This window comes from Parendozoicomonas callyspongiae (genome assembly GCF_023502345.1).
GTDB lineage: Bacteria > Pseudomonadota > Gammaproteobacteria > Pseudomonadales > Endozoicomonadaceae > Sansalvadorimonas > Sansalvadorimonas callyspongiae.
Genome location: NZ_JAMFLX010000005.1, coordinates 68,793 through 85,228, shown reverse-complemented (window position 1 = coordinate 85,228; position 16,436 = coordinate 68,793). Strand labels below are relative to the sequence as shown.

Annotated in this window: 11 protein-coding genes; 9 read left to right on the top strand and 2 right to left on the bottom strand. The window is 49.7% G+C overall.

The window, feature by feature from the left end:
• Positions 1–15: 15 nt before the first annotated feature.
• Both M3P05_RS05245 and M3P05_RS05240 read right to left on the bottom strand, forming a co-directional pair.
• Entirely contained in the window at positions 16–1,971 is a 1,956-nt protein-coding gene (locus M3P05_RS05245) for a ShlB/FhaC/HecB family hemolysin secretion/activation protein (RefSeq protein ID WP_249698342.1), read from the bottom strand.
• Positions 1,972–2,009: 38 nt separating this feature from the next.
• The gene (locus tag M3P05_RS05240) at positions 2,010–4,697 is read right to left on the bottom strand and encodes a bifunctional serine/threonine-protein kinase/formylglycine-generating enzyme family protein (protein WP_249698341.1); all 2,688 of its coding nucleotides are present in this window, start codon (positions 4,695–4,697) and stop codon (positions 2,010–2,012) included.
• A gap of 333 nt (positions 4,698–5,030) precedes the next feature.
• On the opposite strand from M3P05_RS05240, the gene tagH reads away from it, so the two are divergent.
• From tagH to tssA, 9 genes are all read left to right on the top strand, one after another.
• Positions 5,031–6,710 (top strand): type VI secretion system-associated FHA domain protein TagH, encoded by a 1,680-nt coding sequence (gene tagH, locus M3P05_RS05235; RefSeq protein ID WP_249698340.1) that lies wholly within the window; start codon positions 5,031–5,033, stop codon positions 6,708–6,710.
• Positions 6,711–6,787: 77 nt separating this feature from the next.
• Positions 6,788–7,261, top strand: coding sequence for a type VI secretion system lipoprotein TssJ (gene tssJ, locus M3P05_RS05230; protein WP_249698339.1), 474 nt, complete (start codon positions 6,788–6,790; stop codon positions 7,259–7,261).
• A gap of 101 nt (positions 7,262–7,362) precedes the next feature.
• Positions 7,363–8,001, top strand: a complete 639-nt coding sequence (locus tag M3P05_RS05225; protein WP_249698337.1) for an AHH domain-containing protein — start codon at positions 7,363–7,365, stop codon at positions 7,999–8,001.
• A complete protein-coding gene (locus tag M3P05_RS05220) occupies positions 7,979–8,494 on the top strand; it encodes a hypothetical protein (RefSeq protein ID WP_249698335.1) in 516 nt (171 codons plus the stop codon). The genes M3P05_RS05225 and M3P05_RS05220 overlap by 23 nt, the downstream gene beginning before the upstream one ends.
• Before the next feature lie 57 nt (positions 8,495–8,551).
• The gene (gene tssK, locus M3P05_RS05215; RefSeq protein ID WP_249698334.1) at positions 8,552–9,886 is read left to right on the top strand and encodes a type VI secretion system baseplate subunit TssK; all 1,335 of its coding nucleotides are present in this window, start codon (positions 8,552–8,554) and stop codon (positions 9,884–9,886) included.
• 21 nt (positions 9,887–9,907) lie between these two features.
• Positions 9,908–10,759, top strand: coding sequence for a type IVB secretion system protein IcmH/DotU (gene icmH, locus M3P05_RS05210; protein WP_249698331.1), 852 nt, complete (start codon positions 9,908–9,910; stop codon positions 10,757–10,759).
• Positions 10,756–14,265 (top strand): type VI secretion system membrane subunit TssM, encoded by a 3,510-nt coding sequence (tssM, locus tag M3P05_RS05205; RefSeq protein ID WP_249698329.1) that lies wholly within the window; start codon positions 10,756–10,758, stop codon positions 14,263–14,265. The genes icmH and tssM overlap by 4 nt, the downstream gene beginning before the upstream one ends.
• A gap of 4 nt (positions 14,266–14,269) precedes the next feature.
• Positions 14,270–14,995 (top strand): type VI secretion system-associated protein TagF, encoded by a 726-nt coding sequence (gene tagF, locus M3P05_RS05200; RefSeq protein ID WP_249698327.1) that lies wholly within the window; start codon positions 14,270–14,272, stop codon positions 14,993–14,995.
• Positions 14,996–15,053: 58 nt separating this feature from the next.
• A complete protein-coding gene (gene tssA, locus M3P05_RS05195) occupies positions 15,054–16,376 on the top strand; it encodes a type VI secretion system protein TssA (protein ID WP_249698325.1) in 1,323 nt (440 codons plus the stop codon).
• Positions 16,377–16,436: the final 60 nt, after the last annotated feature.

The window sequence follows — 16,436 nt, the reverse complement described above, 5'->3', positions numbered from 1 at the left end:
TTCAATAATTATTTATCAATCCAGATGCATTGAGAGATCTACATATGTCCGCCAGCTCTTGGCATTATCACCAACAACACCACTGCTTGATTTGGCACTGATTGGTTTGGCGATAGTCAGGGTGGAATAAAACTGATCAAGCCAATTCAGCCGGAACAGGAAGCCAGCCCCTGCAAGGTGGGCCCATGGATCAGGAACTTTTCTATCTCCGACATTCTGGCGATAGCTGTTTTCATTACCGTAAGCACCGTCAACAATCAAAGCATACTGGAAGATGTCGCTGACCCGTTGTCCCTTGGCAACATCTACATCAAATTTTTGTGGCACATCAAAGAACATCTCGACACCAAGGTATGCACCGGAGTCCACTGAGAAATCATTAATATTAAATGCCCGTACGCTGTTGGGTCCGCCAAGGGACATCTGCTCAAATGTTGGCAAGGCAGTGTTTCCATAACGTAGTTTTGATTTAAGGATCAGACGGGACTCACTGTCTTCGGTAAATGGTATTGGCACAAAGAACAGGGAGTTGGAATCCAGGGAGGCCTTATAGTAATCAGAGCCGCGATCCTTAGGGACTTTATTTTCAAACTTACCGTACTGCAGACCGAAACGACCCATATTTAACATTCTGACATTGGTTCCGAGCTTGTCACCTTCAAAAATCAGCTCCGCTGAACGAGCATGATCACCCTCTGTCAGCAAACTGTTAATCTCAGATTTTCGGGTTACCTTCTGGTCTGAGAGACGCAGGCCAGCAGATAGATTGTTGGCCCGTGAGCGCATAAACTGGTGCATTAAAGTGGCAGAGAAGGTACGACTTGCACCGGTAATACCCAGAATATTGACGCTCTGGTCTTTTTTCGATGTGACACTGTAATCATTATCTTCGTAGAAAAACTCCAGTCGTGTATCCGGCCCATAAATGGGCAGGCTGTAACTGAGCTGATAAAGGTCTGTGTTGTTTGGATCAAATCCATACAGGGTGCCCAATGTCAGCTGGTCTCCAATACCTGTGGGGTTAAGCCAGCTGCCCTGGGTATAGAGGCGTTTTTTACCGGTGAACTCTGAGCCATGGTTGTCCGCCCGAACAGTCAGTTTCCAGAACTTTTCATCCCTAACCTGCAGGTTCAGATTAGACTCGCCGGTTACCTCGCCTTTTTCAAAATAACCAAAAACACTCAAGCCGGGCAGGTCATTAAGCAGGTAGATGCTCTCTTCAACTTTATGGTTGTCGACAGCTGCACCCAGCTGTTCTTTGAAGGGTTCCTGCAAACGTTCAGTGCTGTACTTGATATTGTTCTGAACTGTCACTTTACCCAGAGTACCGGCAATAATGTCCAGCTCAACATTTCCGTTCACAACTTCCTGTGGCGGAATATATGCTTTAGCCAGAAGCAGCCCCTTCGAGCGATAGAGCTGAGTGATTTCCTGTACCACTGTTTCAATATCGGAATAGGTCATTCCTCGCAGGGCGTTCTGGTTTTTCACAATGTTAATCAGACCCCTCAGGTCTAGCATCGTTAAAGAGTCAGCACTTGTGGTGGTTGCTTTCTCCTGAAGGAAAGTTCCTATTTCTTCCAGTTCATCAGGAGTGAAACCACTGTCGAGTTTGTCCGATTCACGCATCAGTTTCTGTCGGAGTTTTTCAGTGAGGCCTTCTACTGCCTGCCGGGTTATTCCGAGTTCAGGATATTCCGGCAGGTTCCGAAAAGAGAAACTGCGTATCTGAATATGGGGATCACTGACTGATAAATCTTCATCGAAGGTCTGGTTGATTGGCTGATCCGGGATATCAGACTTTCGCTGCTCAAACTCTTTCTTGATATCAGGAGTATCGAGGTTAGGAACGTAGTCCTCTGCCGCCATGGTCAGAGAGGGCAGGCTGAGGAACTGGGCCAGAAGTATGGAAGCTGCCAAAGGTTTGAGGCAGAAGATCTGTTGCAATGCGCTTTGATTTGGTCTGTTCACTGCTCTACACCTGACCTCTTATTATTACAGTTGTTTAATTATTTAATTGTTCGGATTAGGCGGAAGCCCGTAATGCTGTCTGGCTGGCCGTTATGAGCTACCTGTGTTGTCACCAGACAGCGCTTCAGAGGGTCCTTCCGGCTTCCTCCTGCGGCAATAAGTCTGCCATTTGTTCCAATGGTTAATTCCTGTACATTGCCAACATGGTTTACAAGCCCGTTGTCGTTGGCTTTGCCAACATTGGCATTGACCAGTTCAGCGCCTTTCTGCAGGGTTCCAAACTTGATGTAACAATTTCGATCAGGATCGCTGCCATTTCGTTCATCACTGGCAAGATCAAGCCACTCATCGTAAGACGGCAGGCGATACTGGTAACCACTTTGCTGGCTGAGCCAACTGACATAATGCTTGATTTGCTCAAAGCTGATATTACTGGCTGGAAGTTTTGAAGAGCCATTAAGTGGAGAGCACTGGCCGGTAGTCTGGCAAAATTTGTTGAAATCCCCAATGGTCACTTCATTGCGGGTTACGGCAACGGTTTTGTTACCGGCTTTGGCAACAACAAGTGTGGGACTGTTACCGCCACTATCGAGTATATCGGCACAATAGTAACGTTTACCCTTACTGCCGGAGCCAGGGCGTAAATGACCGCAGAAGTCAATTGAGACTGCAGCAATGGTTGGTGACTGAGGGAAAGCCTTGAGGGCTGAGGACTTTAGGCGTGATGCTGTACTGGGGCTGCGGCGTGCAATCTGGGTCAGGCAACCGGATAGGCTTCGTTCAGCGCTCTCTTTCTGCACCTGGTATTTGTTAGCACTTAATTGTTGTAGTGCTGACAGGGTACTGGCGATTGCACCAATATCTATTGAGCTGCTGCAATAGAGTGAATCCTGCACGGATTTTTCGGCATTAGCGATATCTCTTTGCTTCTTTTTACGGGCAAGCGCCTGCTTACGCAGCTCTTCCTGCCTTGCCAGCTCGATCTGTTGTTGGCGTTGGGCTTCGGCCAGCCGTCTGGCTTCTGCTTCTGCAGCCAGTTTTTGCTGCTCCTGCTGTTGACGGAGATCCTCCTGTGCGTCTGCCAGCAGGGATTCCTGCCTGACGATCTGTTCTGTGTCTTCTTTCTGCCAGTAACTTGCCTTATTCAGAAGTTCCCGTGCCGCTTTCAGAATTCCTGCTTCTCTCTTCTCTGCTGAAGCCAGCAGGTAAAGGGACATTGCCTTTTGTTGAGTCTGAATAATGGTATCTGTATCGTCAGGGGCCAGTTTTTTATAGGCGTTCAAAGCACCTTCAACCGCTGCATCCCAGTTTTCATCAAGAGGCATCTTCAGGGCGGACTGCAACAGATTGCTGGCTGATTTTACTGCCAGCTCATGTTCAACATTGGCGCGAATATCACTCTGCAGCTCCTGTTCAAGTTCCTCTCTCAGAACCTGTTCATCCACCTGTTGAGATTGTTGGTAAACAATGAAGGATGCGGAGGCTGCAACAAGAATGGAGGCCGCAGCATAGAGTGGAATGCGGGATTTGCGGAAAAATGCTATCTCCAGCTCTTTTACCGTAGCTGTACGATCTGACCGTTTAAACTGTAAAGCCTTTTCCAGTGCTTTCCACTGGCGGCTTTTCAGGTTTTTGATTCTTTTAGGCTTAAGGTTCTGTTCAGCGGCTTTATCGGCAGGTGTTTTATTAAAAGGGTGTTTACCGGCAAACAGTTCATAGGCCACACAAGCCAGGGCATAGACATCATCACTGACCGACGGTTCCTCACCTTTCAACATCTCGTAGCTGGCATAAGCCGGTGTCAACGCACTTAGTTCACCGGCATCAAAAACAGTCTTGTCATCATCGGTTGGAGCACCAATACCAGAAGAGGAAACAGCTCTGGCGATACCAAAATCAAAAACCTTGGCATGGCCACTATTTAGAACAAAAATATTTCCCGGCTTAAAATCGGAATGAATAATATTTTTGGAATGGGCGTACGCCAGAGCTTCGGAAATATCACGAAAAACCCTGCAGGCTTTCTCAAATTCCAGCCCGATATTGGCATTTTTGCGAATCAGGCCGTCAAGTGCAGAACCCTCCATGAATTCCATGGTCATAAAGACCGTTTCACCATCCCGGTCAAAGTCATAGACCGTTACAATATTGGGGTGGGCAAGATTCTGTGATTTTCGTGATTCGCGCTGAAGAGATATAAATGCATCAGGATGCTTTTTAAAGTCATCATTCAACAGTTTTAGAGCGACGTAAGGATTTCGATCTCTTGCTTCAACTTTGCGCAGATCAATAGCTTTATATACAGCCCCCATGCCACCCGCACCTAATACTGTCTGTAACTCAAAACGGTTATTAATTAGCCGGTTGGAGCTGTAACGCTGTTGTTCTGCCGGGTTAGGTTGCTGTTGATTATTGAATTGACTGCTTTGATTGTGCTGAAAGCTTCCCGTTTGATGACTGCCAGTTATTGATGGGCGGGTGTCAACAATAATGGTTTTGTCGTTTTCGTCTGGAATCTGATCAGTGCGAGCACTGACTTCTGGTATATCGACAAGAGTAGTTCTGTCTTCGGAATCCTGATCTATTCCCGCTATCACAGTTTCGTCGGTATAAGCTGAAGAATCATCGACAAGTCTTGTCTTGTCAGAATTTCCTTCAGATGAACCTTTTTGGTTGAGTTCGCTGTGATCAGCCAGCTTGGTCTTGTCGTTATCGCTGGTACTCATTCTTGTACTTCTGTTGTTATTACACCCAGTACAGCCGCTTTAATGATTTATTGGCTTTTCATTTTAAATTATTACCAAAAATCATTATTTCTAATCTATCAAAATTTTAATTGCGGTTTTATGACTGTACAAGATGTAGGTCTGTTTTTACCCATTCTTTTCAATTGAATCATGAAATTAGACAACGACTAATTTGATTTCAAATCACTTGTAGCCAAATTGTATGGGCATGCGATAGTATCCTCAAATGTAAGGGTACGCGCCCCATGATTTGGTGGTAGTGTATCTTCCGAGAGAATAAGAATGTAGTCCTGATAATATGAAGAATCGGAAATGGCAGAAGATCTTGTATTAGAGGTTATTGATAGCCCTGCCGAAGCGAATATGTGCGGTCATACTAAGACATTCGCCGGAGCTGGAGGGTCGATTGGACGATCAGATTCCAACAGCTGGGTTCTGCCCGATGTGGAACGCATTGTTTCCTCCATTCATGCAGATATTCTTTATGCAGATAGTGATTATTATCTGGTTGATAAAAGTACTAACGGTACCTTTATTAATGGAACGGATCATCCCGTCGGTTCCGGAAAAAAAGTGAAAATCAATGATGGTGATATCATTGGTGTCGGTCTGTTCCAGATAAAAGCTGTATTACAGGTCAGGAATGTTGATCTTCCCGATGGGCTTGGTGGGGTTGATTTTCTTGATGACTCCGATAAAACCACTATCGGATCCATTGCGGCGCAATCCCAGGATCAGGCCGGAGCTGATGGTGATAATGATCAGTTTGATCAGTGGCTGGAACCGGGGCAGAAATCTTCTTCCTATGATGTTTGGGGCAGTGTGAACCCCAGTATTGATATGGCGGAGGCGCCTGCTGATCCGCTGGCTTCATTGTCTGGTACCTCAACCCTTGATCCTTTGGGGGCAACACCTGCACAGGATATTCTTGACCCGCTTGAAGCTTTATCTGATTCAGGCGTTCCACAAGCCCAGTCAGATATCAGCTCTCCCTGGGGTAGTCAGCCCCAACCGCAGTCTCAGGAAGCAGACGACCAGTGGTGGCTAAGTGAAGCTGATAATGCACCGGCAGTTCAGCAGTCCATCGCGATGCCAAAGCCAGCACAGCCTGTCACCCCCGAACCCGTTCAGCAGCAGGCACCTGTGAAGTCAGAACCATCGCTTGATGATATGAGTCTTGATCAGCTGCTGACACCTTCTGAATATGCGCCGATAGGGCAGGCATTTGCCGAAGCACCTTCCGTAGAGCAAGTTGCTCCTGTAAAGGCACAACTGCAGCCAGAGGTACAGCAATCTGCACAGCCTCAGGTTGAATTTCCACCTCAACCTCAACCTCGACCAGTAGTGCCACCGGTCCCACAGCCTGTAAAGATACAGCAGCCTCCAATTGCGGAAAGTGCATCAGTTAATGCTGATAGTGTATTGATGACCCAACTTGGGCTGACAGATCTGGCCCCCTCTGACCTGGCTGGCCTGGATGTTGAAGCGGCAGCTTTTATTCGCGAAACCGTCAGTCGATTAATGGATCTTCTGCGGGCGCGTAGCACGATAAAAAATGAGCTGCGGGTCGAGCGCACCATGATTCAAAGCCAGGATAACAACCCGCTGAAATTTTCAGCTGGAGTTGATGATGCTCTGACCATGATGTTTGGCAAGAACAGTAATGCCTTTATGTCACCGGAATATGCGGTAAAAGACAGTTTTGATAATGTCTCTGATCATCAGGTTGCGGTTTTGGCTGCGATGCGCAGTGCTTTTGAATCGATGCTTGCCAGCTTTGCTCCCGATAATCTGGAAAACCTGTTTGGCCGCATGAATGGCAAGGGTTTTGCTATGAATAAAAAAGCCAAGAACTGGCAGTCTTATCAGGATTGGTACAGAAAACTGGCTGGAGATTCTGAGACCGCCTACAACCGATTGTTTGGTGAAGTGTTTACCGAAGCATATGAAAAGAAAATATCCGAGCTGACAGCTATAAGAAATCTCAAATAGAAATAATGCTGTCATCCTATGACAACAGAACCTTAGCCTGCTTAAAAAAGAAAAGCTGTAAACAAGGAGTTCAGACCGTGAGTGTAAAACGATTTGCTCATTTCGCTTTCCTCAGCCTGGTGGTTGTTATCTGGGGTTGCAGTACCACCAGGGAATATTTGGACTTTGATACTTTGGCGGAGTTGGAGTTTCAGGCGGCGCGTAATGTCAACCTGGATGACGATGGTCGTCCATCTCCACTTGTTATTCGAGTATTTAAGCTGGCCGACTCACGCCAGTTTGAAAGAGAAGACTTCCTGGCGCTTTATGAGAATGCTGAAGAGCGTCTGGGTAATGATCTTCTTGGAGCCATCCAGTTGAAAGAGATTGCGCCCGGTGAGAATCGTCTGGAAGCGATTGAACTCACTCCTGAAGTGCATTATCTCGGAATTATTGCGGAATATGCTCGTTACGGTGAAGCCAAAACCATGCTGCTGGTGCCTATCGATGCACACTACAGCAATGATTTCACCGTAGTTGCCAATGACAAGGGATTGGCACTGGCTGATTGATAACGGTACTGCATGTCCTAAATATAATTACCCAGATCCTTAACTTAAATAGGACTGCAGGCTTGCAGCCAGACACAAGAAAAAAACAGAGATCAACAAGAATGAGGTTAGGAGCCGAAAGTCACATTCCGGCCAAAATTAAGCTGGAATATGCCCTCCAGAGGTATGAGGACCATATCCGTAGTGCAGGAGACAACCCGACAACGGAGCAGACTCGGCACCTGGAAAGAGAAAGGATGCATGTTGAGGCCTTTGCTGATCTCACTCACAAGTTGGAAGAGTATTACGGTATCGTTGATAGCCCCCAATATGACATCTACCAGGATGAACACCAGAGCCAACGTCTGGGAGAGAACATGCGGGCAGTCGGGAGGCCAAAACCAACAGAGCGGTATGATGCACATGCCATTGTATCGGGTTCGCACGACAGGGCTGCACTTTCCCGGGTGAAAATGGCACGACTTCGAGTAGGCCTTGATGACCCCGATAATGGAGCATGGTTACCAAGACGAGGGCATGACGCCAAGGGTTCTCGGTGCTGGGCGACCCCTGGTGCTATTCCGCATAGCCGGATACATAGAAAATCTTACTACAACTGGATTACCAGGCAGGTTTCTCCAGTTACCAACAGGGATGTACTGAAGCAGCGCTTGCGCACGACGGGTGCGCGACTGGAGTCAGGTGATATTCCTGCCAATATCAAAGAAGAGCTCAGGTATGATGATTTACAGAGTAGTTAGTGACGATGCCTTTGGTGAGTTGCTGCCTGATTGGGAATGGCTGCTACAGCAGTCGAGCGTACCTGATGCTGTAGCTGATGCGATATTTGATAGAAGCAAACTGGCTCAGTTCTGGGTAAAGCATGAAGGTCTTATTCAGGATGACCTTCCGCTGGGAGATATTTGTCGTCTGCAAACCAGTGAGCTGATGCTTTCACAAAAGGCTGTAGAGTGCTTGAAGGAAATGCTGCCGAAAGAGCTGCTACCGGTCACCTGTCAAGAGGACTCTTGGTATCTGCTGAATATTATCAACAGTATCCCGGCTAATGAGAAAGCAAGCCAGCTTAATGATTATGGCGAGGTTAAAGCGATTGCTTTTAACAAAAAGGATCTTGCAGGACAGGTTCTTTGGTCCTCTCCCTTTAGTGAAAATGTTGAAGTTTATTGTTCACAGACTTTTGTTGATACCGTAAAAGCTTATAGCCTGACGGGTCTCAGTTTTGAAAACCTGTAAAGTGATTTTTGAGCAGGGTTAGCCAGTTATTACGCTAAGGATGAAAGGCGACAGATAATGTCGAATAAAAATAAAGTCATTTGGTCTGAGGGCATGTTCCTCAGACCGCAGCACTTTCAGCAGCAGGATCGCTACTTCGAGTCATATATAGAAGGGCGCACGGGTGCTTCCTTTGCTTATGGCTGGGGTCTGACCAAACTGCGGATTGACAATGAGCTGCTTAGGCTTGGGAAAATCTCGGTTATCGAGGCCCAGGGCGTGATGCCCGATGGTACGCCTTTCTCTATTCCTGATAATGAGCCTCCCCCCGCAATAATTGATATTCCGGTCAATACCCGGGATGAGATTATTTATCTCTGTCTGCCGCTGCGTCGTCCGGGCGTGCGGGAAAGTGTGCGCAAGGGTGAAGAGCAGACCCAGGCACGGTTTATCAGTCAGAGTGGTGAGATTCGGGATAATGCTTCGGACTCGAATGAAATTGCGGCTATCGAAACCGGCAATATGGCGTTATGCCTTAAACCGGAGTCTGATGATCGTAACGGCTATGCCTGCCTTGGCGTAACCAGGGTTCTGGAGCGGTTAACTGATAAGCCGATCAAACTCGATAACGAATATATCCCCCCCATTCTTGACTGTCATCTCTCGCCAGTGACCAGTGGCTACTTTGAAGAGATTTCCGGGCTGCTTAGACAGCGTGGCAACGCGCTTGGTCACCGGCTCTGCGACAGTGGTCGTGCAGGCTCTGCAGAGATTGCTGATTATCTGTTGCTGCAGGTAATTAACCGCTATGAGCCGCTGTTTATCGAGTTGTCCCGGCAGAAGCGTCTGCATCCGATAGAACTTTATAAAGAGATGCTGCAGCTGGCTGGTGAGTTGGCAACGTTTACCCGCAGTGAGAAAAGGGCAGAGCAGTTCCCGGCATTTGACTTTGAAGCTCTTGGTTCGGCATTCGGCGCCGTGTTCTCCAGCCTGCGCCAGTCTCTCAGCATGGTACTGGAACAGACTGCCATTCCAATGGAACTGGCCAAGCGCAAGTTTGGTATCTATGTGTCACCGGTTTCTGACCGTTCTTTGATTACTGGCGGCACATTTGTGCTGGCAGTGAAGGCAGATATTCCCGGCGATACCCTACGCAGCAACTTCCCGGCTCAGGCCAAAGTAGCACCGGTTGAAGTGATCCGTGAACTGATCAGTGCATCCATGCCCGGCATTATGCTGCGGCCGCTTCCCGTAGCCCCCAGGCAGATTCCCTACCATGCTGGCTTTGCCTACTTCGAGCTGGAGAAACAGGGTAAGGCCTGGGATTCCATGAATAAATCCGGTGGTTTCGCTGTTCATCTCGGGGCTGAGTTCCCGGGCTTGAATATGGAGCTGTGGGCGATTCGCGATTAACCGGGAGCAGGGAGTTTCATTATGAGTGATCGTACCGTTATTGTTCCTACTCCTGGCAGCAGCCGGCAGCCTGATATGGCTCCTGCTCAGCCTCAGTACCGGCAACAGGGGCAACCACAATATGCACCGCAGCCAGCAGCAGGCGACAATTTTCAGATACAGTCGGGCCTGAACCCGGTTGTGAATGCTGCTAACACGCTGCTGACCCTGATGGTCAAGCTGCGTACTACCACAGAGCACCGCCTGGTTCCCCAGCTACACCAGATGATGACGGCGGAAATCCAGAGATTCGACCGGGAGCTGCAAAGTCAGGGTATGCGACCGGAGCAGATTATTGCGGCCCGTTATCTGTTGTGCACGGTTCTTGATGAAACTGTGATGAATACTCCCTGGGGCAGTCGCAGTGGCTGGAGCCAGCGCTCGCTGCTCAGCACTTTCCATCGGGAAACGTTCGGTGGGGAGAAGTGTTTTGCCATTTTACAGCGTCTTCAGGAAGCTGCCCGAATGAACCTGCATGTTCTGGAGCTTTTCTACCTCTGCTTAAGTCTGGGCTTTGAAGGCAAGTTCAAGCTGGTACCGAATGGCACAGCCCAGCTGGATACCATTCGCGACAATCTGTACCGCGTGATCCAGGCTCAGCGGGATCAGGGTGACAATGAACTCTCGCCTCATTGGCAGAGCAGTGTGCGTCGAGGCAAGGGGCTCATGCATTACATTCCGCTCTGGGTGTTTGCCGCTGTTGCCCTGGCCGTTCTGGTGGCCGCTTATGCCGGTTTCAGCGTATGGCTGTTTCAGGGCAATGAACCGGTTATTGAATCTATGCAGCAGTTAATTACTGAGGCTGTCGCAATACTCTCAAGGGGTCAGGTATGAAGCGGGTTCTGGCTTTTCTGGGGAATCCCTGGGCTATCGGGTTTATCGGGATCTGTGCCCTGAGTGCGGTGATCTGGTTTGGTGCAGATTATGTCCGGTTTGGTGAGGACAATGCCACGCTGGCATACAGCACACGATTGATCATTATTCTCACCATTTTCTTTATCTGGATAGTCTGGCGTTTGGTGATGCTGCTGCGGGAACGCAGCCAGAACAATGAGATGCTGGAGGAGATCCAGACCTCTGCTGTACAGGAAGCTGATCCGGAAGACACCCGCACCAAAGAGGAGATGGAAGCGCTGTCCAGCCGCTTCCGCGAAGCCATGGCGGTGCTGAAGAAGTCCCGCTTTAAAATATCGGGGGGTAACAAAACGCTCTACCAGTTGCCCTGGTATATCATTATTGGCCCGCCAGGCTGTGGTAAAACGACCGCACTTGTGAACTCCGGGCTGCATTTTCCGCTGGCCAGCAGTCATGGTAAGGCATCTCTTGGAGGTATTGGTGGTACCCGGCACTGTGACTGGTGGTTCACCAATGATGCTGTGCTGATTGATACCTCTGGCCGTTACACAACTCAGGACAGTCATCGGGTGGTCGATAATGCCGCCTGGACTGGGTTCCTTGACCTTCTCAAGAAGTACCGCCGTCGTCGTCCAATTAATGGTGCCATTGTTGCCATAAGTCTGCAGGATCTGATGCTGCAGACGGAAGAGCAGCGCCATCAGCATGCCCAGGTGATTCGTGCTCGTCTGGATGAACTGCGTGACAAGCTGGGAGTTCGTTTCCCGGTCTATCTCACTTTTACCAAGACAGATTTGATAGCCGGCTTCAGTGAGTTCTTTGCCAATCTGTCCCAGGCTGAGAGAGAGCAGGTCTGGGGTATGACCTTTGATATGCCCGACGACCGACTGTCGCAGGATGGTGCAGGTCGTGTTGATCTGGCGAAATTTGAAACCGAGTTTAAGGAACTGATTCAGCGTTTGAATGATCGTGTTCTGCGGCTGGTACATCAGGAGCGTGATATTGAACGCCGCTCTCTTTTGCAGGGCTTCCCGGCCCGAATGAGCAGTCTGCAGGAAAATATTATGAATTTCCTGCTGCAGGCGTTTTCTGATAACCAGTTCCATGAAAGTCCGTTGTTGCGAGGTGTTTACCTGACCAGCGGTACCCAGGAAGGCACCCCGATTGACCGGATGATGGCATCAGTCACTGCCAGTTTCGGACTACCAAGAGATATGGCCAGTCAACAGGTCAATACCGGTAAGAGCTTCTTTATCCATCGTCTGCTGAGAGATGTGATCTTCCCGGAATCGGAACTGGTGGGTGTTAACCGTCGTTTCGAATCTGGTCTTTTATGGATGCGTCGGGCCAGCCTGGCCGGTCTGGCCATTATTACTGCTGGAACCATGGTGGTGTGGGGTGGCAGTGTCGGTAAGAACAAGCAGCTGGCGGCCGAAGTGATCGATCATATTAATACCTATGATGAGGGAGTGGCCTCTGCTCAACCCAACAGTGTGCCTCTTGCGGTTCTGCCTGCCATGCATGCGTTGCAGTCTGCCAGTGTTGTTTATGATCGGGAAGAACACCCGTGGCTGGACTCTCTGGGACTGTATGATGCCAAAGTTGATACTACGGCCAACAAGCTGTACGACGATAAGCTGATATCGGTATTCCTGCCATCCTTCAAGAATGTACTGGAAGAGAAACTGCGATTTGGTGGTGGCAGCGACGGTGAAATCATTGAACAGTTACGTATCTACCTGATGCTTTTGAATCCTGGGCGGCGTGATCCGGAAGCCATCAAAGAGTGGGCCAGACTCCACTGGCAGGACACTCTGTCAGGTCAGGCTGCAAAGCAGGAACAGCTCAACCAGCATCTGGATCGGGCATTGCAGTTTGATTTCCCCGCCCTGGATGGTGATGAACGGCTGATTGCCGGTGCCCGGCAACAGATTCGCAGTATTCCGGTACCCCAGCGGCTGTATGGTCAGCTGCGCAATGAGCCCGAACTGCGTGGTGAAGTAGATATTTATACTGTGATTGGTGGCGATACCCAGCAGGTGTTTGGTGTTTCCCAGGATAATGCTTCCTTCACAACACCAGCCTTCTTTACCCGGCAGGCCTACGAGCAGGCTGAGTATGGTCCGGATTCTCCACTTCTGACTGATCTTGCCCAGGATCAGTGGCTCTACGGTCAGACAGAAGGAGAGGACTTTACCGAAGCTGACCGTAAGAAGATCTCGGAGCAGATCCAGAAGATCTATCTCACCGAATATGGTCAGTACTGGAAAGGCTTCCTGGATAAGTTCCATATCAAGCCATTTCGCAGTATCTCGGATGCCACATCCAGCCTTAAGGTGATGGCAGATCCAATCAATTCCCCCCTGCAGGGTGTTCTGGAGGCGATTGCCCAGAACACTGAACTGACGCCGGAAGTCAAAGTACCGGATAAAACCAGCAATGTGCCAGGCGCTGAAGCTGCAACCAGGCTTTTAGCTTCCAAGCGCAAGCCCACCATCGTGGATCTCCAGTTCCGGGATATCCAGGGGTTATTGAAAACCCAGAATGTCCAGTCACCCCAGCTGCAGGAAACCCTGGCAGTTGTGCGGGAGATGCATGATTTCCTGGAAGGCATTGCCATGGCCCCGGACTCTGCCGAGCAGGCTTTCAAAGTAGCTCGGGCCCGGTTCCAGGGCAGTGGTAACGATGTGATTAAGAAGGTCCGTATCAAGGCCGCCCAGTCACCTGAACCGGTGAAAACCTGGCTGAATGAAATCGCCGGTTACAGCTGGCAGCTGATACTCGGCAATGCCCACAGTTATGTCAATAACATGTGGCAGGAGCAGGTGTATGCTTCATACCGGCGTAGTCTGCAGGGTCGTTATCCGTTGACAATCAGCCAGGATAAGGAAGCACCTCTGCAGGACTTTAACCAGTTCTTTAAACCTGGGGGTATCGAAGAACAGTTTTTTAATGACTACCTCAAACCGTTTGTTTCTACTCGCAACTGGAAGGTCCGTAAGCTCGATGGTCGAGGGCTGGCTGTTTCCAGTGATACCTTGAAGCAGCTGAAGCGGGCGACGTTGATTCGGGAATCCTTCTATCAGGGTGGTTCTGATCTGGTTGTTGATTTCAAACTGCAGCCAACCAAGCTTGACTCCGAGGTGCGCCTGTTCTCCCTGGAACTGGGGCAGCAGCGAATGAACTACTCCCATGGTCCCCGCACAGTGAAACAGTTTGAGTGGGATGAAGCGGAGAGTTCAAGAGCAAGAGTGGTGTTTGAAGACCTTAATCAGACTGTCAACCGCCAGCAATATGATGGTGACTGGTCCTGGTTCCGGTTGTTTGATGCTTCCAAGCTAACTTCAACAGGTGACCCAAGGGAGTTCCAGGTCATATTTAATGAGGCAGGGCGGGAAGCAAAATTCCGCTTGATTGCCGGAAGCAGCTTGAATCCGTTTAATAAATCGCTGCTGCGCAGCTACCGACTCAACAGCAGGTTGTAAGGCTATGGCAGGTGTCGACGCAGTTGTTGGCAAGAGAAGTCCCGGATTTTACGGCAAACTCCCGGCCCATGGTGATTTTATCGATCGTGGGCTTCCTGTGTCGTTTATCTCGGGCTGGGATGAATGGCTGCGGCAGTGTGTTGCTGCCAGTCGGGAGATAGGTGGCGAGAATTGGTTGAATCATTATCTGACCAGCCCGATCTGGCGCTTTGCACTGACCGATGGCGTAATCAATGGTTCTTCCTGGGCTGGAATACTGGTGCCGAGTGTTGATTCTGTTGGGAGATATTATCCGGTCACAGTTGCCATGCCTCTGATCGCCGGCGAGCAGCCAGCCAGCTTTCTGGCCGAAAATCATGACCTGTTCAGCAACTGGGAGCAGATTGCACTGCAGGCACTTCAGGAAAATCTAAAAGCTGATGAAGTGGCGGAACGATTAAGCAAGACCGGTGATATTGCCCGTCCGGTGACGGTGATGTCATCAGCTGGTTACCAGCGCAGTTCTCTGGTTAAAGGAATTGCCCAGCCTGCTGATGGCGGTAATGTCTGGGCCCGGCTGCTGGATGCCAGCACTCAGGCTCATGCTGACAGTTTCAGTTTGTGGTCCTGTGCCGGTTCAGCCTGCATGCCAGCCATGTTGCTGTACAAGAAAGGTTTGCCGGAGCCGCGCAGTTATATTGCCATGCTGAATGGCCAGTGGCAGGCTCATGAGTGGGACAGCCCACTTTAGAAAACAACAAAATTGCAATACAGCACAACCAAAAAATAATCAGGGACTGGAGTAGATCATGCCATCTGCGCAAGTGATAGATGTTGAACGACTGCTGGAGCCTATTACCGAGGAGCTGCCCCAGGGGATTGATATCCGCGAGGATCGTTCACCGACATCGGCCTACTACACCATCAAGGATGCCCGCAATGCCGCCAGGGCTACAGAGCGCACCGGTATGTTTGATGAGGATATCCGGGCTGAGGCGCTGTCCCAGTGGAAACCGGTCTTTGAAAAAGGACAGGAAATTCTGGCCAGTACCAGCAAAGATCTGGAAGTCTGTTGCTGGATGATTGAAGCAGGCACTCGTCTGCACGGCTTCCCAGGATTGCGTGATGGTCTGACCATTCTGCATGGTCTGGTGGATAAATTCTGGGATGGCCTTTATCCCGAACCCGATGAAGATGGGCTGGAAACCAAGGTTGCTCCAATAACTGGCCTGAATGGTGATGGTGCTGATGGCACTTTGCTGACACCAATCCGTAACTGTGAAATCACTGGCGAAGGTAACTGCGGACCGTTCAGCTTCTTTGAATACCAGCAGATTTATGAAGCCAGCAAGATTGCAGATGAAGAAAAGAGGCAGGCTCGGTATGAGCACCTCGGACATTCTCTGGAAGATGTAACACAGTTGATCAATACCACAGGGGATCAGTTCTACGTTGATCTGGTTGATGATCTGGACATCTGTAATTTCGAGTACAAGCGCCTGAACCAGCTTCTGCATGATCATTGTGCCCATGATGCCCCACCAAGCAGTCAGATAAGCAGCCTGCTTGATGAAGTCCTGCGCTCCGTACGCTTTCTTTGTCAGGATATCCTGGCACGGGCGGAAGCCGCCAGGGAGTCCGAACAACAGGTTGAAGCTGCCGCTGAACAGGCTGACTCTGTTGATAATCAAACCGGGAATCCAGCTGCGATCCAGCAGGGTGTTGCCGGTGCCGCTGTTATGGTTGCCACGGGCCCGATTACCAATCGGGAACAGGCCCTTGACCAGTTAGAACAGGTCGCGGAGTTCTTCCGTACTTATGAACCCCATACACCTCTGGCTGATGGTATTGACCGGCTGGTGCGCTGGGGCCGTATGACCGTTTCTGAATTGATGATGGAACTTATGCCGGAAGAGACGGCACGGGGAATCTTCAGTCAGCTGACCGGGGTGGCAATGGATGGCAGCTCGACAGCGAAGTACGTACCACCTCCCACTGCCCCGGCAGCAGCACCTGCTGCGGCCGAAGCCCCTGAGCAAGATGGTTGGGGAGAGACGACTGAAGAGATAGTCGATGAAAGCTGGGGCAGTGAGTCCAGCGGTGTTTCCGAGTCAAATGATGTTGGCTGGTAGAAATAGCAGAAATAAAAGAAGTCTAACAATTTGTAGAAAACAAAGAACTCATAAATTGAG

What these genes read in the sequence shown, in the direction of transcription:
- M3P05_RS05220 (WP_249698335.1), top strand. Translation starts at nt 7,979, where the DNA reads ATGATGATTTACAGAGTAGTTAGTGACGATGCCTTTGGTGAGTTGCTG.
- M3P05_RS05240 (WP_249698341.1), bottom strand. Translation starts at nt 4,697, where the DNA reads ATGAGTACCAGCGATAACGACAAGACCAAGCTGGCTGATCACAGCGAA.
- tagH (WP_249698340.1), top strand. Translation starts at nt 5,031, where the DNA reads ATGGCAGAAGATCTTGTATTAGAGGTTATTGATAGCCCTGCCGAAGCG.
- tssK (WP_249698334.1), top strand. Translation starts at nt 8,552, where the DNA reads ATGTCGAATAAAAATAAAGTCATTTGGTCTGAGGGCATGTTCCTCAGA.
- tagF (WP_249698327.1), top strand. Translation starts at nt 14,270, where the DNA reads ATGGCAGGTGTCGACGCAGTTGTTGGCAAGAGAAGTCCCGGATTTTAC.
- tssM (WP_249698329.1), top strand. Translation starts at nt 10,756, where the DNA reads ATGAAGCGGGTTCTGGCTTTTCTGGGGAATCCCTGGGCTATCGGGTTT.
- tssA (WP_249698325.1), top strand. Translation starts at nt 15,054, where the DNA reads ATGCCATCTGCGCAAGTGATAGATGTTGAACGACTGCTGGAGCCTATT.
- icmH (WP_249698331.1), top strand. Translation starts at nt 9,908, where the DNA reads ATGAGTGATCGTACCGTTATTGTTCCTACTCCTGGCAGCAGCCGGCAG.
- M3P05_RS05225 (WP_249698337.1), top strand. Translation starts at nt 7,363, where the DNA reads ATGAGGTTAGGAGCCGAAAGTCACATTCCGGCCAAAATTAAGCTGGAA.